Origin of the sequence: Polaromonas sp. YR568, from assembly GCF_943372955.1 — a bacterium.
Lineage (GTDB): Bacteria > Pseudomonadota > Gammaproteobacteria > Burkholderiales > Burkholderiaceae_C > Polaromonas.
Map to the genome: position 1 here is coordinate 98,333 of NZ_CALSAL010000002.1, position 17,860 is coordinate 116,192.

Here is a 17,860-nt window from a genome sequence, read left to right on the forward strand (position 1 = left end):
CCAGCTTGCAACCTGGCTGACGGTGAAGTTTGCGTTTCCTTACGTTTTGCAAGCGATTTGTCACCCTGCTGACGCACGACAGGTCCACAATGAAAACGCCTTCCAGCAATTTTTCTGGAACTGTTTTGTCAGGCAAAGCTCTTATACAAAGCTTTTGCAGCGAGGTTTTCACCATGACATCCGCGCGACCTACTTCCCACAGACCCCAGTCTCACGACTACCGCATTGAATGCCGCGACACACTGTCCGGCCGGCTGCTGCCCCGCGGCGCACTCAACCACCTGTACGCCGATCCGTCGCTGGCAGTCGCCGTGGCGGTGAAGAGTGTGGCCGACCCCACCCGCCAGCAAGTGCGTGTGGTGCATGTGCCCAGCGGCGAGATTGTTTTCCAGTCCACCGGGCCGGCTCCTCTTTAACGAGCTCCGAGGCCGGCCGCCGTTATGCCAGCCGCAGTGTCGCGGCAAGGTGGTCATACACCACCGCAATCCGGCGCAGGTGACGCGACTCGGGGTGCGCCAGCAGCCACAGGTCTGACTCGCAGTCTTGCAGCACCGGCGAAAGTGGCACCAGCGCCGGCTCAACGGCCAGCATGAACGCGGGCACGATGCCCACCCCCAACCCGGCCTTGATCATGTCGGTGAGCGCCACGATGCCGTCGGCCTGATGGCGCGGCACCACGCGCGGCAGATGTCTGCGCCGCCACAGCACAGAGGGGTGCTCTGGCAATGACTCGTCCGGACCAATCCAGTCCCACTCGCCCCACTGGGCCTTCACTGAACCGGCTAGGTCTGCGCGCTTCGCCTTGCGCCCCCGCGAAGGCTCGGCATGTTCCGCGTGTTCAGCGGTTCCGCACAACACAAAACGCACTGTGCCGAGTTGGCGCCCCACCAGATGATCGGGTGGCTTGCGCGTGGCGCGCACCGCGAGGTCGGCATCGCGGCGGCTGAGGCTGGCCAGTTCATTGCCAGCGCGAAAGTCCAGTTGCAGCATCGGATGGGCAGACAGCAGCGGCGGCAGGCAGGGCAACACCAGGCCGCGCAGCACGGCATCGGTGGTGGTCAGTCGCACCAGACCGGCCACACCGGCTGAATCAGCCTCCGGGCCGCGCGCCTTGCTTCGCGCGGCTTCGAGCTCCGCCTCAATGCGTTCAGCATGCCCTGCCAGCACGATCATGCCCTCGGTCGGGAGATAGCCACGGCGTGAACGCTCGAACAGCCGTTGACCCAGATTTTTTTCAATGCGCTGCACGCTGCGAAACACCGTCGAGGCATCGGCTCCCACCCGGCGTGCGGCCTCGGACAGCGTCGTCCCGCGCGTCAGCGCCAGCAGCACGTGCAGGTCTTGTGCTGTCAGCTCATATTGCGTTTTTGCAATCGATGGTTTCATCAGTGCCAATTTACATTGCTTTATCGCAATCGTAAAGTCCGCTCTCGCAAGTGCCCTGAAGCCTTGTGCGTCCTTTCATCTGTATCGAATTTTCTGGAGGTTTCATGTCAACGCACCAAACACAACTCGCCCCCGAGTCCCACAGTCAGGCCCTTGCCGCCACCTTGCTCCGCGTTGCACTGGGCATCATGTGGATCACCCACGCACTGCTCAAGGTGCTGGTGTTCACCCTGCCCGGCACGGCGCAGTTCTTCGACGGCGTGGGCCTGCCCGGCTTCATGGCCTATCCGGTGGTGGCGATGGAGCTGGCTGGCGGCACCGCGCTCCTGCTGGGCTTTTACGCGCGGCAGACGTCGCTGCTGCTCACCCCCATCCTGGTCGTGGCCACATGGGTGCATTGGCCGAATGGCTGGGCGTTCTCCAACCCGCAGGGCGGCTGGGAATACCCCCTGTTTCTGCTGGTCGCCTCGCTGGTGCACTGGCTGCTGGGTGACGGCAAATGGGCGCTGCGCCGCAGCCGTGTGCTCATAGTCGCCTGAACACTTCCCGGGAGACATCCATGCAACTCACCCTCATCAGTCACACGCTGTGCCCCTACGTGCAGCGCGCCGCCATCGCCCTGATGGAAAAGGGCGTCGCCTTCGAGCGGCGCGACATCGACCTCGCCAACAAACCCGCGTGGTTTCTGGCGATTTCGCCCCTGGGTAAAACGCCGGTCCTGCTGGTCGATGGCCAGCCCATCTTTGAATCGGCCGCCATCTGCGAATACCTCGACGACACCCTGCTGCCCCGGCTGCACCCGGCAGACGCCTTGCAGCGCGCACAGCACCGCGGATGGATGGAGTTCGGCTCCAGCGTGGTGGACGATATCGCCGCGTTTTACAACGCTGCAGACGCTGGTGCGCTGGAAGCGCGGCGCCAGGCGATTGCCGGCAAGTTCCTGCAAGTCGAGCAAGCCCTTCACCCCAGTGGGCCGTATTTTTCAGGCGCTGCCTTCACCCTGGTTGATGCCGTGTTCGGCCCGGTATTTCGCTACTTTGACGTGCTGGAAGGCCTGGGCGAATCCGGCTTTCTGCCTGACCCTGACCGTGCGCCCCGTGTCCACGCCTGGCGTGCGGCGCTCGCACAACGGCCATCGATGCAGCGCGCCGTCAGCCCCCACTACGCCCGCGAGCTGGAAGCATTTCTGCGGCGACGCGACACAGAGATCTCGCATCGTCTTGCGGATCACAGCACCGCCACGGCGCACGCCTGACGCAACGGAATCAGCTTCTGCAGCAATCTGCACGCAGCCGCCAGCCAGGGTGCAGGCCACTTTCACAACAGGTGGCCATGCTGCGAGAATCCGGGGCATGACGTCTGCGCCCCCTCTTGTCCTTCCCGGCCCCCACACCACCGGGGCCACAGGCCATGCCTGGCTGCATGCGGCCGTGGCCCGCATCGAGGCCGACTTTCAGCGTAGCGCTGATACGCACCTGATCGCACTGCCCCTGCCGGATTTCGCGGCGCGCGGGATTGACCTGTACCTGAAAGACGAGTCCACCCACCCCACCGGCAGCCTCAAGCACCGCCTGGCGCGATCGCTGTTCCTTTACGCGCTGTGCAACGGGCTGATTCACGAAGGCTCCACCATCGTGGAAGCATCGAGCGGCTCCACCGCCGTGAGCGAGGCCTACTTTGCCCGACTGCTGGGCCTGCCCTTCATCGCCGTGATGCCGCGCAGCACCTCACCGGAAAAAATCGCGCAGATCGAGTTCTATGGCGGTCGCTGCCACTGGGTGGAAAGCGCCAGCGCGGTGTACGACGAAGCACGCCAGCTGGAGCTGGAGACCGGCGGCCACTACATGGACCAGTTCACCTACGCCGAGCGCGCCACCGACTGGCGCGGCAACAACAACATTGCCGAGAGCATGTTTCACCAGATGGCGCGCGAGCGCTTTCCCGTGCCGCGCTGGATCGTGGTCGGTGCAGGCACCGGTGGCACCAGCGCCACCATTGGCCGCTATGTGCGCTACCAGCAGCATGCGAGCCAGCTGTGTGTGGCCGATCCGGTGGGTTCGGTGTTTGCGGCCTATCACCGCACCGGCGACGCCACTCTCACTGGTCCCGGCTCACGCATCGAAGGCATTGGCCGGCCGCAGGTGGAGGCCAGCTTTATCCGCAGTGTGATCGACCGCATGATCGAGGTGCCCGATGCCGATTCGCTGGCCGCCATGCGCGCACTGTCGCGCCTGCTGGGCCGCAAGGTCGGCCCTTCGACCGGTACCAACTTTGTTGGCATGCTCACACTGGCCCACGAGATGCTGGCCCGCGGCGAACAGGGTTCCATCCTCTCGCTGCTGTGCGACTCTGGCGAGCGCTACCTGCCCACTTATCACGACGACGGCTGGGTGGCCGACAAGCTGGGCGACTGCAGCACCGCGCACGAAGGCATAGTCCGCCTGATGCGCCCCGCGCTCACATCAGGGACATGAGCATGAATATCAACATGAGCCCGATCCGGCGCCGGCAGGCACTGCAGTGGATGGGTATCGCGGCAGGCGCCGCCGCGCTGCCGCACGACGCGGCCCACGCACTGCCCGCGAAGGCGCTGGTGTTCCCGCGCGACCGCGGCGCTCACCCTGACTTTCGCACCGAGTGGTGGTACATCACCGGCGAGGCCTTCACCACCGAAGCCGTGCCGCGCCGCTTCGGCTTTCAGCTCACGTTTTTCCGTTCGCGGGTCGATGCCACGCAGGGCATGGGTTCAGCCTTTGCCGCCAAACAACTGGTGTTTGCGCATGCCGCCATCACCGATGTGCAGGGCAAGAAACTCTGGCACGACCAGCGCATTGCCCGCGAGGGTTTTGACATCGCCAGCACGGGCCAGCAGGACATGGCCATCCGGCTGCGCGACTGGTCCTTGACGGCAGACGGCAAACGCTACACCGCAGAGCTGCCCGCCACCGGCTTTGGTCTCTCGCTGCAGTTTGATGAAACCCAGGCGGTGCTGCTGCAAGGCCGGCAAGGCCTGTCGCGCAAGGGGCCAGAGGAAAAACAGGCCAGCTACTACTACAGCCAGCCGCAGCTGGCCACCAGCGGAACGCTGACCGTTGGCAATCAAAAGCTGGCAGTCAAGGGCGTGGCATGGCTGGACCACGAATGGAGCGAAGAGCTGCTGCACCCCGAAGCCACCGGCTGGGACTGGATCGGCATGAACTACTACGACGGCAGCGCACTCACCGCCTTTCGCCTGCGGCGCAAGGACGGCAGCACCCTGTGGGACGGCGGCTCCTTCCGCACCGGCAACGGCCTGCTTTACACCGCCAGCCGCGGCGAGAACGAATTCAGACCGCAACGCAGTTGGAAGAGCCCGCTCTCACAGGCCATCTACCCGGTGGAATGGATCGTGCGCACACCGGCCGATTTCTACACCGTCAAGGCCGTCATCGACAACCAGGAAATGGACAGCCGCAACTCCACTGGTGCGATCTACTGGGAAGGGTTGAGCGACATGTACGACAGCAATGGCAAGAAGGTGGCGCGTGGGTATCTGGAGATGACGGGGTATGCGCAGCCTTTGCGGATGTAGGTTGGTGGCAAGGTTGCGGCAGTAACCATGACCGTTCGCCCTGAGGTATCGAAGGGCTTCGATACCTCAGCCCGAACGGATTTGCAGCAGAAGTTATCAAAAGACCGATGACTTCCTTGAATTACCTGCGTCATGAGGCAGCACCACAATTTTCGCTGCGGGCTTCGTCGGAATTTCTATGCCCGTATAAACTGGCAAGGACAAGCGCCAGAATCAAGGTTGCAAGCCACTTTCAAGGTGATTTCATTTCCAGGATATCGAGCACCGGCCAGTTTATCCAGCAGGTGTTGCTCCATACATTACGTTAGGCCCCGAGGACTCTGTGAGGTCAACACAAAAATGTCAGCCCCGAAAGTATTCATCTCCTACTCCCATGATTCGCCAGAGCACAAGCTGTGGGTGTTGGAGTTGGCAACACGGCTGAGGACTTCTGGGATCGACGTGATCCTAGACCAATGGGACATCGGACCAGGCGGCGATCTACCCCACTTTATGGAGAGGGGAATCTCGGAGTCCGTTCGAATTCTGATGATCTGCACCAACAGGTACGTGGAGAAGGCGAATGCTGGGATGGGCGGCGTCGGATACGAAAAGATGATCGTCACCGCAGAACTAATGACGCGAATAGATTCTGCAAAAGTGATCCCAGTTCTACGGCAAATGGGCGCGCTTCCAACGTTCCTCGGCTCCAAGCTCTACATCGATCTCTCCAAGCAGGACTACTTCGAGACCGGATTCGATCAGTTGCTACGCGAGCTCCTCGGCGCACCGCTCTTTGTGAAGCCGCCAATAGGGAACACTCCCACGCTTCTTCCTCATTCGACACCCACTCCAACCCAGGCGAGTCCGGTGACGCAATTCATGATTGCGCTATCGAAAGTGTACGAAGGCAGCTTCGAGAGCGGTGCAATTAAAACCGAAAGAGTGCGGCAGGCGATGGGCGCATCTAAGCTCCTATTCGACTACGCCCGCGATCTCGCTATCAAAGCAAAGTACGTCAACAGCTCAGGGACAATGGAGTTCATGTGGGTCGAGGCCAAAGGCCGCGAAGAAATGGTTCGCTTGATGACAGCAAAAGAGTAGATCGAGGGTGTGCTGGCCTAACAACAGGTTCTAATGCGACGTCCTCGCCTGAACCTGGGCGTTGAGCGTCGTAACCAACGCTCCTGCACTTCATCTGCATCTATCACGAGTTCGACACTAGATGAACAACCGAATTTCCGAGATCGAAGCCGCAGAGGACGGACTTCGAGCTGCAATGCTTGCAGGCGACGTCACGATACTCGACGCATTGATTGACGACTCTCTCCTCTTTATCGGTCCGGACGGAAGCGTTCTGTCAAAGGACGGCGATCTCAACCTTTACAGGTCAGGTGAACAGCGAATCCTGGCGGTCGAGTTTCAAGATCGGCAGATCAGAATTAGGGAAGCAGTCGCCTCCGTCACCGTCCTGGCTTTCGTCTCTGGCGTGTTCAAGGGCCATGCATTTGAAGGGCACTTTCGGTATCTTCGCGTTTGGCAGCGAACTTCCGCTGGGTGGAAAGTGGTTGCTGGCACCGCGTTCGCTATAAGCAAGTAGCGCCCATGCGTCTGGCGACGTCTTCGATATTCAGGCCAGACTCCCAAGCACTCACAAGCCCTAAACTCTGTGAATGGCTCAATCACCGCGCTCTGACGCACCCAAAGGCGCTCCGCGCTCCCTCTCCGGACTGGTTCCTTTTCTCAAGCCCTACCGTGGGCACATCCTGCTGGCGGTGTTCTTTCTGGTGATGGCGGCGGTGGCAACGCTGGTGTTCCCGCTGGCGCTGCGCAGTCTGATTGATGGTGGCCTGAGCGTGAGTGACAAAGGTGAGCAGATGCTCGCGCTGCGCCGGCACTTCTTTGAGCTGTTTGCAGTGGCTGCCGCGCTGGGGCTGTTTTCAGCCGGTCGCTTCTACACCGTGAGCTGGCTGGGAGAACGGGTCACCGCCGACTTGCGCAACGCGGTGTATTCACATGTGGTGAGGCAAAGCCCGGAGTTTTTTGAAACCACGCAGACTGGTGAAGTGCTGTCGCGCCTGACCGGTGACACCACGCTGGTGCAGACCGTGGTGGGGTCGTCGCTCAGCATGGGGCTGCGCAACGCGGTGATGGGCGCGGGTGCACTGACCATGCTGGTGGTGACCAACCCCTACCTGATGGTGCAGGTGCTGGGCGGCCTGGTGCTGATCGTTGCGCCTTCGGTGTGGTTTGGGCGCAGGGTACGCAAGCTGTCGCGTGCCAGCCAGGACCGCGTGGCCGACTCCAGTGCGATTGCGGCCGAGGTGCTGAATGCGATTCCGGTGGTGCAAAGCTACACCGCCGAAGGGCGCGAGGCGGAGCGCTTCAACCAGTCGACCACCAACGCTTTTCACACCGCCGTCCGGCGGACGCGGGCACGCACCGTGCTGGTGGCCTTCATCATCATTGCCACCTCTGCCGGGCTGCTGTGGGGGCTGTACCAGGGCACGCAGGCGGTGACGCGCGGCGACATCACCGCCGGCCACTTGGGCCAGACGGTGGTGTACGTGATCATTCTGGCCAGCGCCGCGGCCGTGTTGAGCGAGGTCTATGGCGACCTGCTGCGCGCCGCTGGCGCCACCGAGCGGCTGATGGAACTGCTGGCCTCGCGCTCACCGGTCACATCACCGGCGCACCCGGTGCCGGCGCGCATCACCAGCGCGGGCAGCGCGGTACAGTTCAAAAACTTGACCTTCCGCTATCCGTCGCGCCCCACTCAGGCGGCGCTGACAGACTTCAACCTGCACGTCGCGCCCGGCGAAACCGTGGCGATTGTGGGCCCCAGCGGTGCTGGCAAGAGCACGGTGTTCCAGTTGCTAATGCGGTTTTATGACCCGAGCAGCGGCAGCATTGAGCTTGACGGTGTGGCCACGCGCGATATGGCGCTGACCGACCTGCGCCAGCGCATCGGCATCGTGCCGCAGGACGCGGTGATTTTTTCAACCAGCGCGCTGGAGAACATCCGCTACGGCAAGCCCGAGGCGACCGACGACGCGGTGCATGCGGCGGCAAAGGCGGCGTTTGCGCACGACTTCATCACGGCCTTGCCCGAGGGCTATGCGACCTTTCTGGGCGAGCGTGGTGTGCGCCTGTCGGGTGGACAGCGCCAGCGCATCGCCATTGCCCGCGCCATGCTGAAAAATGCGCCACTGCTGCTGCTGGATGAAGCCACCAGCGCACTCGACGCCGAAAGCGAGCGCATGGTGCAGGCCGCACTGGAATACGCGATGAAAGACCGCACCACGCTGGTCATTGCGCACCGACTGGCCACGGTGCAAAAGGCTGACCGCATTGTGGTGCTGGACCATGGCCAGCTGGTGGAGCAAGGCACGCACGCCGAGCTGGTGAGCCGCGGCGGTGTGTACGCGCGGCTGGCGGCGCTGCAGTTCACGACCTGAGTTTTATACCTCTTTTGCCTATCTATGCATTTAATGCATAGATAGGGCGGTTCAAATGCCTTGGACTATTTGGGCGCCGACTCGTAAGCTCCACGCACCGAGTTTTATCCCACAAGGAGTCCAATTCATGTCACACGCAAACACCGCCACGCAAAGCCCGCCAGTGGCTGGCGCCCATTCCCTCCCCTCGTATCTGCAGGCCGACAACCTCGGCCCCTGGGGCAACTACCTGCAGCAGGTCGACCGGGTCATTCCGCACCTGGGCAGCCTGGCCCGCTGGGCCGAGACACTGAAGCGCCCGAAGCGGGTGCTGATTGTCGATGTGCCCATCCACATGGACGACGGCACCGTGGCGCACTTTGAAGGCTACCGCGTGCAACACAACGTCTCGCGTGGCCCCGGCAAGGGCGGTGTGCGTTTTCACCAGGACGTGACGCTCTCTGAAGTGATGGCGCTGTCGGCCTGGATGTCGATCAAGAACGCGGCGGTGAATGTGCCATACGGCGGCGCCAAAGGCGGCATTCGCGTGGACCCGAAGAAGCTCTCGCGCGGCGAACTCGAGCGCATGACGCGCCGCTACACCAGCGAGATCGGCATCATCATCGGCCCCACCAAGGACATCCCTGCACCCGACGTCAACACCAATGACCAGATCATGGCGTGGATGATGGACACCTACTCCATGAACACCGGCTCCACGTCGACCGGCGTGGTCACCGGCAAGCCGGTGGACCTGGGTGGCTCACTCGGCCGCCGCGAGGCCACTGGCCGCGGCGTGTTCACCGTGGGCGTGGAAGCCGCCAAGCACATTGGCATGGATATCTCACGCGCACGCGTGGCGGTACAAGGCTTTGGCAATGTGGGCGGTGTGGCCGGCAAGCTGTTTGCCGAAGCTGGCGCCCGCGTGGTGGCGGTGCAGGACCATGGCGGCACGATTTACCGCGAAGCCGGTCTGGACGTACCCGCCCTGCTGCGCCATGTGGCCGAGACCGGCAGCGTCGGCGGCTTTGCGCAGGCTGAAGTGATTGCCAACGATGCGTTCTGGGATGTTGAATGCGACATCCTGATCCCCGCCGCGCTGGAGCAGCAGATCACGGCCGCCAACGCCCACCGCATCAAGGCACGCATGGTGATCGAGGGCGCGAACGGCCCCACCACGCCAGCAGCAGACGACATCCTGCAGGATCGCAATGTGCTGGTGCTGCCCGACGTGATTGCCAACGCCGGCGGCGTGACGGTGAGTTACTTCGAGTGGGTGCAGGACTTTTCGAGCTTCTTCTGGGATGAAGACGAAATCAATGCCCGCCTGGTGAAGATCATGCGCGAGGCTTTTGCCGGCGTGTGGCAAGTCGCACAGGACCAGAAGGTAAGCCTGCGCACCGCCACCTTCATCGTGGCCTGCAAGCGCATTCTGCACACCCGCGAGTTGCGCGGCCTGTACCCCTGATCTGCGAAGGGCGTGTCGGCATGCTGATCCGCCCGTTGATCGGCACGGTTACAGTGCTGCATGACCGACCGTTACCCGCTCCTGATGGCCATTGCCGGGGGCAGCTTGTTGGCGCTGCTGGCTGCCACCCTGGGGCCACTGCTAAATGACCCGGCACTGGTCCGCTGGACGGTTCAGATGCAGGACGAAGAACACGCCCGCGCCGCCTTTGCACTGATTGCCATTCGCCACCTGCCGATCTTCCTGCTGGCCGTTGCGGCGGGTCAGGTGATCTTCCGCGTTGTCAGCAAGACTGCCGCAGCCACAGTGCTCGCGGCGGCGGCACCCTGGTGGCTGTATGTGGTGGTCACCGGAACGATGGAGTCAGTGGCCCTGGGCGAGGACACGTTCAGCTGGGTGTTTTACAACCCGGCGTATTTCATATGGCCGCATTTTGTGGCCTTGCCAGCAGGGCTGCTGGCCGCCAGCCGCATGGTGCAGAGGGTCAGACGCAGTGGGTGACTGCGGGGGCCCTGTTCACTGCAGTGTTTCTTTGAGCAGGGCGGGCAGTGGTAGCGGCAGCACTTCAATGCCTTCGTCCAGCAGCTCCATGGCCTCGCGCGCGCTGGTCTGTCCACGAATGTTGCGGGCCTCGGCATCACCGTAATGCATGCGGCGCGCCTCCTCGGCGAATTTCTCACCCACGTCTTCGGTCTGCGCCACCACCTGGCGCAAGGCCTGAAGAAAGGCGGCCTGCTGCGCCGGCGACATGCCAGGGACCAGCGGCGCATTCTGCCCGTTGGTGACAGCCAGAGCGGTTCCTGGGGCGTCAGCTGCTGGCTGCGATACCGTTTCAGTCACGGGTGGTGATGAGCCCAGATTGAGCCGGGGTGCGCTGGGCAGCTTGCGTATTGCCGTGTCGGCGCACAGGGGGCAGGCAATCAGGCCGCGGGTACGCTGGCTCTGGAAGTCATCTTCGGACGCAAACCAGCCTTCAAAGGCATGCTGGTGCGCGCACTGGAGATTGAGGACCTTCATGCCCCGATTATCGCAGTGGCGTCAGCTGGCGGCGCCCTGCCAGTCCAGTACCCATGCGCCTGTGGCCACGTTTTGCAGCCACAGCATGCCGGTCAGGGTCTTGGCGTCGGTCACGGCGCCGCTGGCGCACCAGGCCAGCACTTCGGCGGGCGTGGCCGTGAACACATCGAGGAACTCGCCATCGTCCAGCTGGCGGGCACCCGCCGTCAGCCCACGGGCAAACCAGATGTCGATGAACTCGGTGGAATAGGAAATCACCGGGTGCAACACCCCGGCCCGGGCCCACTGGCGTGCGGTATAGCCGGTTTCTTCCAGCAGTTCGCGGCGGGCGCAAGCCAGAGAGTCTTCGCCCGGATCGAGTTTGCCGGCGGGGAATTCGATCATCACCTGCCCCACCGGGTAGCGGTACTGGCGCTCCAGCACGAGGCGGCCGTCATCGAGCTGCGCAATGATCATCACGGCGCCCGGATGAACGATGTATTCACGCGTGGCGCTGGCCCCATCTGGCAGGCGAACGGTGTCGCGCCGGGCTTTCAGAAAATGGCCGGTGAAAAGTTCGGCTGACTCGGTGGTGGTTTCCCGCAGATGCTGGTCAGGGGATTCGTCCGCAGGCACCACAGCGCTCACCCGCGAGGCTTGAACAGGTAGCGCCAGGTGAAACCGGGAAAGGCAAAGGTGATGAAGAGCGTGCTGGTGATGGCATAGAACTCCCATCCCTGCGGCGCGATCTGGCCCAGTCGCTGCTCCAGCCCGAGGCCCACAGCACCCGCCAGAAAGTAACCGACTACCATCTCGCCAAGGCGCACGGCCAGGTTCTTGGGCGCGGAAAGACGGATCACCGCGAACAACCGGTCATTGAGGAAAGGCAGGTTGGCCAGCACCAGAGCCAGCAGCACCACCGCCCAGACGGACGTTGTTTGGGTCATGGCGGCGCTCAGCTGCCCAGTGACTTCACGACGCTGCTCATCGCCTGCGAGCACAGCGTCATCAGACCGCCGGGCGCCAGGCCAAGGATCAGGATCAGCGCGCCGTTGATTGACAGCACCACCTTGGCATCGGCTGGACCCGAAATCGCGCCAGTGTTGGCGCCCTGGGGTGCATCGAAATACATGACCTTCACGACGCGCAGGTAGTAGAACGCGCCTACCAACGACATCAGCACCGCGAACACGGCCAGCACCACATAGGTGGTCTGCTGCGACGACACCAGCGCCTGCAGCACCGCCAGCTTGGCATAAAAGCCGACCAGCGGCGGCAGACCCGCCAGAGAGAACATGCTGATGGCCATCACGCCAGCGTAGAGCGGGCTGCGCTGGTTCAGACCGGCCAGATCGCTGATCTCTTCAGACTCATGACCGGCACGCGAAAGCAGCAGGATGATACCGAACGCACCCAGCGTGGTCAGCACGTAGGTGATGGCGTAGAACATCGAGGCACTGTAGGCCGACTCGGTGTTGATCTGGTTGCCATTGACGACGCCAGCCAGCAAACCAAGCAGCAGAAAACCCATCTGGGAGATCGTCGAGAAGGCGAGCATGCGCTTGAGGTTGGACTGCGCGACGGCGGCCAGATTGCCCACCAGCAGAGAGCCGATCGCCATCAACGCCAGCATTTGCTGCCAATCGATGGCCAGCGGCAGCATGCCCTCGACCAACAGGCGGATGCAGATGGCGAACGCTGCAAGCTGCGGTGCAGCACCGATCAGCAGCGTGATGGCTGTCGGGGCGCCCTGGTACACATCGGGCAGCCACATGTGGAAGGGCACTGCACCCAGTTTGAACGCCAGACCCGCGACGATGAAGACCAGACCGAATACCAGCACCTGATGCTTGACCTGACGGCTGGCAATGGCGTTGAACACTTCGTTCAGATCGAGCGAACCGGTCGCACCGTAGAGCATCGACAGGCCATAGAGCAGAAAACCGGACGCCAGCGCACCCAGCACGAAGTACTTCATGGCCGCTTCGGTGGCGGTGGCGTTGTCGCGGCGCAGGGCCACCAGCGCGTAGCTGGAGAGCGTCATCAGCTCCAGACCCATGTAGATCACCAGGAAGTTGTGACCCGAGATCATCACGAACATGCCCAGCAGCGCAAACAGGCTCAGCGTGAAGAATTCGCCGCCGCGCAGCATGTCACGTTGGGCGGCATAGGGCCGGCCGTAGACCAGCGTCACCATCAGGGCCACGGTGGCAAAGCATTTGAGCCAGCCGCCCATCGGGTCCACCACCACCATGTTGCCGAAGCCATAGTAGGTCTGGCCACTGCTGGCGTAAAAGGCTTCCATCACAGCCACTACGGCAAGGGTGGCCAGCGTCAGCACGTACGTCAGCGTGCGCTGCGGAGACTTCACCCACAGATCTACCAGCGCAATCACGCAGCCCATGACCAATAGCACGAGCTCGGGGTAGACCGCAATCCAGGAAAGTTTGTCAATCATCGGAATACTTTGTTGTGCGTCAGTTCAGTTTGGACGCTGCCACATGCTTGAGCAGGTCCGCCACCGAGGTGTCCATCACGTCTGTGAAAGGCTTGGGGTAGATGCCCATGTAAAGAACGGCCACTGCCAGAATCGCGAGCACCAGGAACTCGCGGCTATTGATGTCTTTCAGTGCGCGCACGTCATCATTAGCCACCGGGCCGAGGTACACCCGCTTGAACATCCACAGGGTGTAAGCTGCGCCAAAAATCAGGGCGGTTGCCGCTGCGGCGCCGATCCAGAAATTGAATTTCACGGCGCCGAGGATCACCATCCACTCGCCGACAAAACCGGCAGTGCCCGGCAGGCCGCAGTTGGCCATCGCAAACAACAGTGCAAAGGCAGCGAACTTGGGCATGGTGTTGACCACGCCGCCATAGCTGGCAATCTCGCGCGAATGCACCCGGTCATACAGCACGCCGATGCACAGAAACATGGCGCCCGACACGAAGCCGTGCGCAATCATCTGCACCAGGCCGCCAGACACGCCAAGGTCGTTGAAGATGAAGAAGCCCAGCGTCACAAAGCCCATGTGGGCCACCGACGAGTAAGCCACCAGCTTCTTCATGTCGCGCTGAACCATCGCGACCAGACCCACATAGATCACGGCGATCAGCGACAAGGCGATCATCAGCCAGGCCCATTCACGCGATGCGTCTGGGGCAATCGGCATGGAAAACCGCAGGAAGCCGTAAGCACCCAGCTTCAGCATGATGGCAGCCAGCACGGCCGAGCCGCCGGTGGGTGCTTCGACGTGCACGTCTGGCAGCCAGGTGTGTACCGGCCACATCGGCACCTTCACGGCGAAGGCGGCAAAGAAAGCGAAGAACAGCAGCGTCTGCACCGTGCTGCCCATCGGCAGCTTGTGCCAGGTCAGGATGTCGAAGCTCCCGCCGGACTTGTTATAGAGAAAGATCAGCGCGACCAGCATCAGCAGCGAGCCGAGCAGTGTGTAGAGGAAGAACTTGAACGCTGCGTAGATCTTGTTCGGTCCGCCCCAGATGCCGATGATGAGGTACATTGGGATCAGCGTGGCCTCGAAGAACACGTAGAACAGGATGCCGTCGAGTGCTGCGAACACGCCGATCATCAGGCCGCTGAGGATCAGGAACGAGGCCATGTACTGGTTCACACGTGTGGTGATCGCCTCCCAGCTGGCGATGATGACCACCACATTGATGAAGGCGGTGAGCAGCACGAACCACAGCGAGATGCCGTCCACACCGAGGTGGTAGTTGACGTTGAAACGATCAATCCACTCGGCCTTTTCCACGAACTGCATGGCCGAGGTGTCTGCCTGAAAACCGCTGTACAGCGGCAAGGTCACCAGAAAGCTGGCAACTGCACCGATCAGCGCGATCCAGCGGACGCTGCGCGCCTGCTCGTCACGACCCAGTGCCAGCAACACCACGCCGAAGGCGATTGGCATCCAGATGGCAAGACTCAACAAACCCATTCTTGTTCTTCCTTGATATTCTTGGTTATTGTTGAACGGATCAGCGGTTGAACCAGACGAAGTACGTCATCAGCACAAACACGCCGATGATCATGCCGAACGCGTAGTGGTAGATGAAGCCGGACTGCAGCTTGCGCACCATGCCGGAGATGAATCCCACCAGCTTCCACGATCCGTTCACCACCGCGCCGTCGATCAAGGCCTGATCGCCCCCCTTCCACAGAGCCGTACCCAGCCCCCGCGCGCCGCGCGCCAGCACGTTCTCATTGAACCAGTCGAGGTAGTACTTATTGTCCAGCAGCGTGTGCAGCGGCTGGAACTTGCGCTGGATGGCGGCTGGCAATGCCGGGTTGACCATGTACATGTAGTAGGAGAGCGCCACGCCGGCGAGTGCCAGATACAGCGGCAGCGTGAAGAATGCGTGGCCAGCCATCTGCAGCGGGCCGTGGATCAATTTGGCCAATTCGGCCATGGCCGGGTGCCGGGCGGCATCGACAAAGATCGCATCCTTGAAGAACTCGCCGAACAGCATCGGCTGCAGGGTGATGAATCCAATCACCACCGAGGGGATCGCCAGCAGGATCAGCGGCACCGTGACCACCCAGGGAGACTCGTGCGGATGGTGGTCACCATGGTGATCGCCGTGGTGCCCGTGGTCATCGTGGTGCGCATCGGGGTTCTGGTCGTAGCGCTCCTTGCCATGGAAAACAAGGAAGTACAGCCGGAAGGAGTAGAAGGCAGTCACGAACACGCCTGCCATCACGGCGAAGTAGGCAAACCCGGCACCCGGCAAGGTGCTGAAGTGCACCGCCTCGATGATGCTGTCTTTGGAGTAAAAACCGGCGAATAGGGGCGTCCCAATCAGCGCCAGCGAACCCAGCAGCGACGTGATCCAGGTGATCGGCATGTACTTGCGCACGCCACCCATCCAGCGGATGTCCTGGTTGTGGTGCATGCCGATGATCACGGAGCCCGCCGCGAGGAACAGCAGCGCTTTGAAGAAAGCGTGCGTCATCAGGTGGAACACCGCCACGGAATACGCCGACGCGCCCAGCGCAACCGTCATGTAGCCCAGCTGCGAGAGCGTCGAATACGCCACCACGCGCTTGATGTCGTTCTGGATGATGCCCAGAAAGCCCATGAACAGCGCGGTGATCGCACCAATCACCATGATGAAGCTGAGCGCTGTATCGCTGAGCTCGAACAGCGGAGACATGCGCGCCACCATGAAGATGCCGGCCGTGACCATGGTGGCCGCGTGGATCAGCGCCGAGATCGGTGTGGGGCCTTCCATCGAATCGGGCAGCCACACATGCAGCGGGAACTGGGCCGATTTGCCCATGGCGCCAATGAAGAGGCAAATGCAGACCACGGTGATCAGCATCCAGCCGGTACCGGGGAAGGTTATTTTTGCCAATTCATCCGCCTTGGCAAACGCCTCGCCATAGTTCAGCGTGCCAGCGTACGCGGCGATCAGGCCAATGCCCAGGATGAAGCCGAAGTCACCGACGCGGTTGACCAGAAAGGCCTTCATGTTGGCAAAAATCGCCGTCGGCTTGTTGAACCAGAAGCCGATCAGCAGATAGGACACCAGACCCACAGCCTCCCAGCCGAAGAACAGTTGCAGCATGTTGTTGCTCATCACCAGCATCAACATGGAGAAAGTGAACAGGGATATGTAGGCAAAGAAACGGTTATAGCCGTCGTCCTCTTCCATGTAGCCGATGGTGTAGATGTGGACCATCAGCGACACGAAGGTCACCACGCACATCATCATGGCCGTGAGGCCGTCCACCAGGAAGCCGATTTCCATCTTGAGGCCGCCGACCACCATCCAGGTGTAGAGCGTCTCGTTGAAGCGGGCGCCATCGATCGCCACGCTCTTGAGCGTCATCGCCGAGAGGATGAACGCCACCAGCACGCCCAGAATGGTCAGGGTGTGCGAGAGCCGCCGGCCAATCCAGTTGCCACCGAAAGAAGTGCCCAGAATGCCGGCTGCCAAAGCGCCCGCCAGTGGCGCCAGCGGAACGGCCAGCAGGGTCGATGCAGAAAGTGTTGCGCTCATCTTTATCCCTGGAGCGTGTTGAGTTCATCGACATTGATGCTGGACTTGTTACGGAACAAAAGCACCAGAATGGCCAGACCGATCGCCGACTCGGCTGCCGCGACCGTCAGAATGAAAAACACGAAGATCTGGCCTGCCATGTCGTTCAGGTAGTAGGAGAAGGCCACGAAGTTCATGTTGACGGCGAGCAGCATCAATTCGATGGCCATCAGCAGCACGATCAGGTTCTTGCGGTTGAGGAAGATGCCGATGACCGACAACGCGAACAGCATCGCGCCCAGCGAAAGAAAATGTCCGAGGGTCAGCGTCATGGTTTCTTCTCCTCCGAAGCGTCTTCAACGACAGCAGGTGCCGCCACGACCGATTTCATCTTGACCAGGCTGACACGGTCGGCGCGCTTCACGCGGATCTGGTCAGACGGGTTCTGGTACTTGGAGTCCTTGCGCTCGCGCAGGGTCAGCGCGATGGCGGCAATGATGGCCACCAGCAGGATCACAGCCGCCACTTCGAGCGGATAGATGTATTCGGAATACAGCAGCTTGCCCAGTTCCTTGGTGTTGGAGACCTGCGCACCGATCTGCTCGACACCCGGAGCAATCTTCGGCGGCTCGCGAAAGCCACCCATCAAGACATAGGACATCTCCAGCGCAATGATGGCGCCCACACTGCCTGCCAAGGGGAAGTGTTTCCAGAAGCCCTTGCGTACGCTGTCGAGGTTGATGTCCAGCATCATGACCACGAAGAGGAATAGCACCATCACCGCGCCGACATACACCAGCACCAGCGTGATGGCCAGGAACTCGGCCTTCAGCAGAATCCAAACCGCTGCCGCCTGAAAAAACGCGAGCACAAGGTACAGCGCCGCATGCACCGGATTGCGCGCGGTGATCACCCGGAAGGCCGCAAACAGCAGCACCGCCGAGAAAAGATAGAAAAGCCCTGTTTTAGCGTCCATGTTCTTGTGAGTTCTTTCTGGTGGCATCAAGGGCAACGCCTGAGTCGGCG

At 61.8% G+C, this 17,860-nt stretch carries 19 protein-coding genes; 10 read left to right on the plus strand and 9 right to left on the minus strand.

From position 1 onward, the window contains the following. Positions 1-173: 173 nt before the first annotated feature. Complete coding sequence (locus AAG793_RS06365) at positions 174-416, plus strand: hypothetical protein (protein ID WP_341905717.1); 243 nt, start codon at positions 174-176, stop codon at positions 414-416. Positions 417-438: 22 nt separating this feature from the next. Here AAG793_RS06365 and AAG793_RS06370 read toward each other — a convergent pair whose 3' ends face one another. Further along, positions 439-1,386: a LysR family transcriptional regulator gene (locus tag AAG793_RS06370; RefSeq protein WP_341905720.1), complete on the minus strand. Its 948-nt coding sequence runs from the start codon at positions 1,384-1,386 to the stop codon at positions 439-441. Between the two features lie 104 nt (positions 1,387-1,490). Between AAG793_RS06370 and AAG793_RS06375 the strand changes: the two genes are divergently transcribed. The 9 genes from AAG793_RS06375 to AAG793_RS06415 all read left to right on the plus strand — a co-directional run bounded on the left by AAG793_RS06375 (position 1,491) and on the right by AAG793_RS06415 (position 10,342). Continuing rightward, complete coding sequence (locus AAG793_RS06375) at positions 1,491-1,925, plus strand: DoxX family protein (protein ID WP_341905722.1); 435 nt, start codon at positions 1,491-1,493, stop codon at positions 1,923-1,925. Positions 1,926-1,945: 20 nt separating this feature from the next. Further along, complete coding sequence (locus AAG793_RS06380; protein ID WP_341905724.1) at positions 1,946-2,641, plus strand: glutathione S-transferase family protein; 696 nt, start codon at positions 1,946-1,948, stop codon at positions 2,639-2,641. 97 nt (positions 2,642-2,738) lie between these two features. Next, entirely contained in the window at positions 2,739-3,860 is a 1,122-nt protein-coding gene (locus AAG793_RS06385) for a PLP-dependent cysteine synthase family protein (RefSeq protein ID WP_341905726.1), read from the plus strand. 50 nt (positions 3,861-3,910) lie between these two features. Then, a complete protein-coding gene (locus tag AAG793_RS06390; RefSeq protein WP_341907625.1) occupies positions 3,911-4,957 on the plus strand; it encodes a carotenoid 1,2-hydratase in 1,047 nt (348 codons plus the stop codon). Between the two features lie 339 nt (positions 4,958-5,296). After that, complete coding sequence (locus tag AAG793_RS06395; RefSeq protein WP_341905729.1) at positions 5,297-6,040, plus strand: toll/interleukin-1 receptor domain-containing protein; 744 nt, start codon at positions 5,297-5,299, stop codon at positions 6,038-6,040. A 121-nt stretch (positions 6,041-6,161) separates the two neighbouring features. Continuing rightward, positions 6,162-6,536, plus strand: a complete 375-nt coding sequence (locus tag AAG793_RS06400) for a nuclear transport factor 2 family protein (RefSeq protein ID WP_341905732.1) — start codon at positions 6,162-6,164, stop codon at positions 6,534-6,536. Positions 6,537-6,609: 73 nt separating this feature from the next. After that, complete coding sequence (locus AAG793_RS06405; RefSeq protein ID WP_341905734.1) at positions 6,610-8,394, plus strand: ABC transporter transmembrane domain-containing protein; 1,785 nt, start codon at positions 6,610-6,612, stop codon at positions 8,392-8,394. 127 nt (positions 8,395-8,521) lie between these two features. Continuing rightward, complete coding sequence (locus tag AAG793_RS06410; RefSeq protein WP_341905738.1) at positions 8,522-9,841, plus strand: Glu/Leu/Phe/Val dehydrogenase; 1,320 nt, start codon at positions 8,522-8,524, stop codon at positions 9,839-9,841. Between the two features lie 60 nt (positions 9,842-9,901). Further along, positions 9,902-10,342 carry a hypothetical protein gene (locus tag AAG793_RS06415; protein WP_341905741.1) on the plus strand — a complete coding sequence of 147 codons (441 nt, stop codon included), beginning with the start codon at positions 9,902-9,904 and terminating at the stop codon, positions 10,340-10,342. A gap of 15 nt (positions 10,343-10,357) precedes the next feature. On the opposite strand, the gene AAG793_RS06420 is transcribed toward AAG793_RS06415, so the two are convergent. From AAG793_RS06420 to AAG793_RS06455, 8 genes are read right to left on the minus strand one after another with little or no spacing between them, the layout of a single operon-like run. Next, a complete protein-coding gene (locus tag AAG793_RS06420; RefSeq protein ID WP_341905743.1) occupies positions 10,358-10,858 on the minus strand; it encodes a DUF1178 family protein in 501 nt (166 codons plus the stop codon). Between the two features lie 21 nt (positions 10,859-10,879). After that, entirely contained in the window at positions 10,880-11,476 is a 597-nt protein-coding gene (locus AAG793_RS06425; RefSeq protein WP_341907628.1) for an NUDIX hydrolase, read from the minus strand. 5 nt (positions 11,477-11,481) lie between these two features. Continuing rightward, the gene (locus AAG793_RS06430) at positions 11,482-11,784 is read right to left on the minus strand and encodes a DUF2818 family protein (RefSeq protein WP_341905745.1); all 303 of its coding nucleotides are present in this window, start codon (positions 11,782-11,784) and stop codon (positions 11,482-11,484) included. A gap of 8 nt (positions 11,785-11,792) precedes the next feature. Then, complete coding sequence (nuoN, locus tag AAG793_RS06435) at positions 11,793-13,295, minus strand: NADH-quinone oxidoreductase subunit NuoN (RefSeq protein WP_341905748.1); 1,503 nt, start codon at positions 13,293-13,295, stop codon at positions 11,793-11,795. Positions 13,296-13,314: 19 nt separating this feature from the next. Then, the gene (locus AAG793_RS06440) at positions 13,315-14,790 is read right to left on the minus strand and encodes an NADH-quinone oxidoreductase subunit M (protein WP_341905750.1); all 1,476 of its coding nucleotides are present in this window, start codon (positions 14,788-14,790) and stop codon (positions 13,315-13,317) included. A gap of 40 nt (positions 14,791-14,830) precedes the next feature. Continuing rightward, positions 14,831-16,855, minus strand: a complete 2,025-nt coding sequence (gene nuoL / locus AAG793_RS06445; RefSeq protein WP_341905753.1) for an NADH-quinone oxidoreductase subunit L — start codon at positions 16,853-16,855, stop codon at positions 14,831-14,833. A 2-nt stretch (positions 16,856-16,857) separates the two neighbouring features. Then, positions 16,858-17,166 carry an NADH-quinone oxidoreductase subunit NuoK gene (gene nuoK, locus AAG793_RS06450; protein WP_341905755.1) on the minus strand — a complete coding sequence of 103 codons (309 nt, stop codon included), beginning with the start codon at positions 17,164-17,166 and terminating at the stop codon, positions 16,858-16,860. Further along, positions 17,163-17,810 (minus strand): NADH-quinone oxidoreductase subunit J, encoded by a 648-nt coding sequence (locus tag AAG793_RS06455; protein WP_341905758.1) that lies wholly within the window; start codon positions 17,808-17,810, stop codon positions 17,163-17,165. The genes nuoK and AAG793_RS06455 overlap by 4 nt, the downstream gene beginning before the upstream one ends. Between the last annotated feature and the right edge of the window lie 50 nt (positions 17,811-17,860).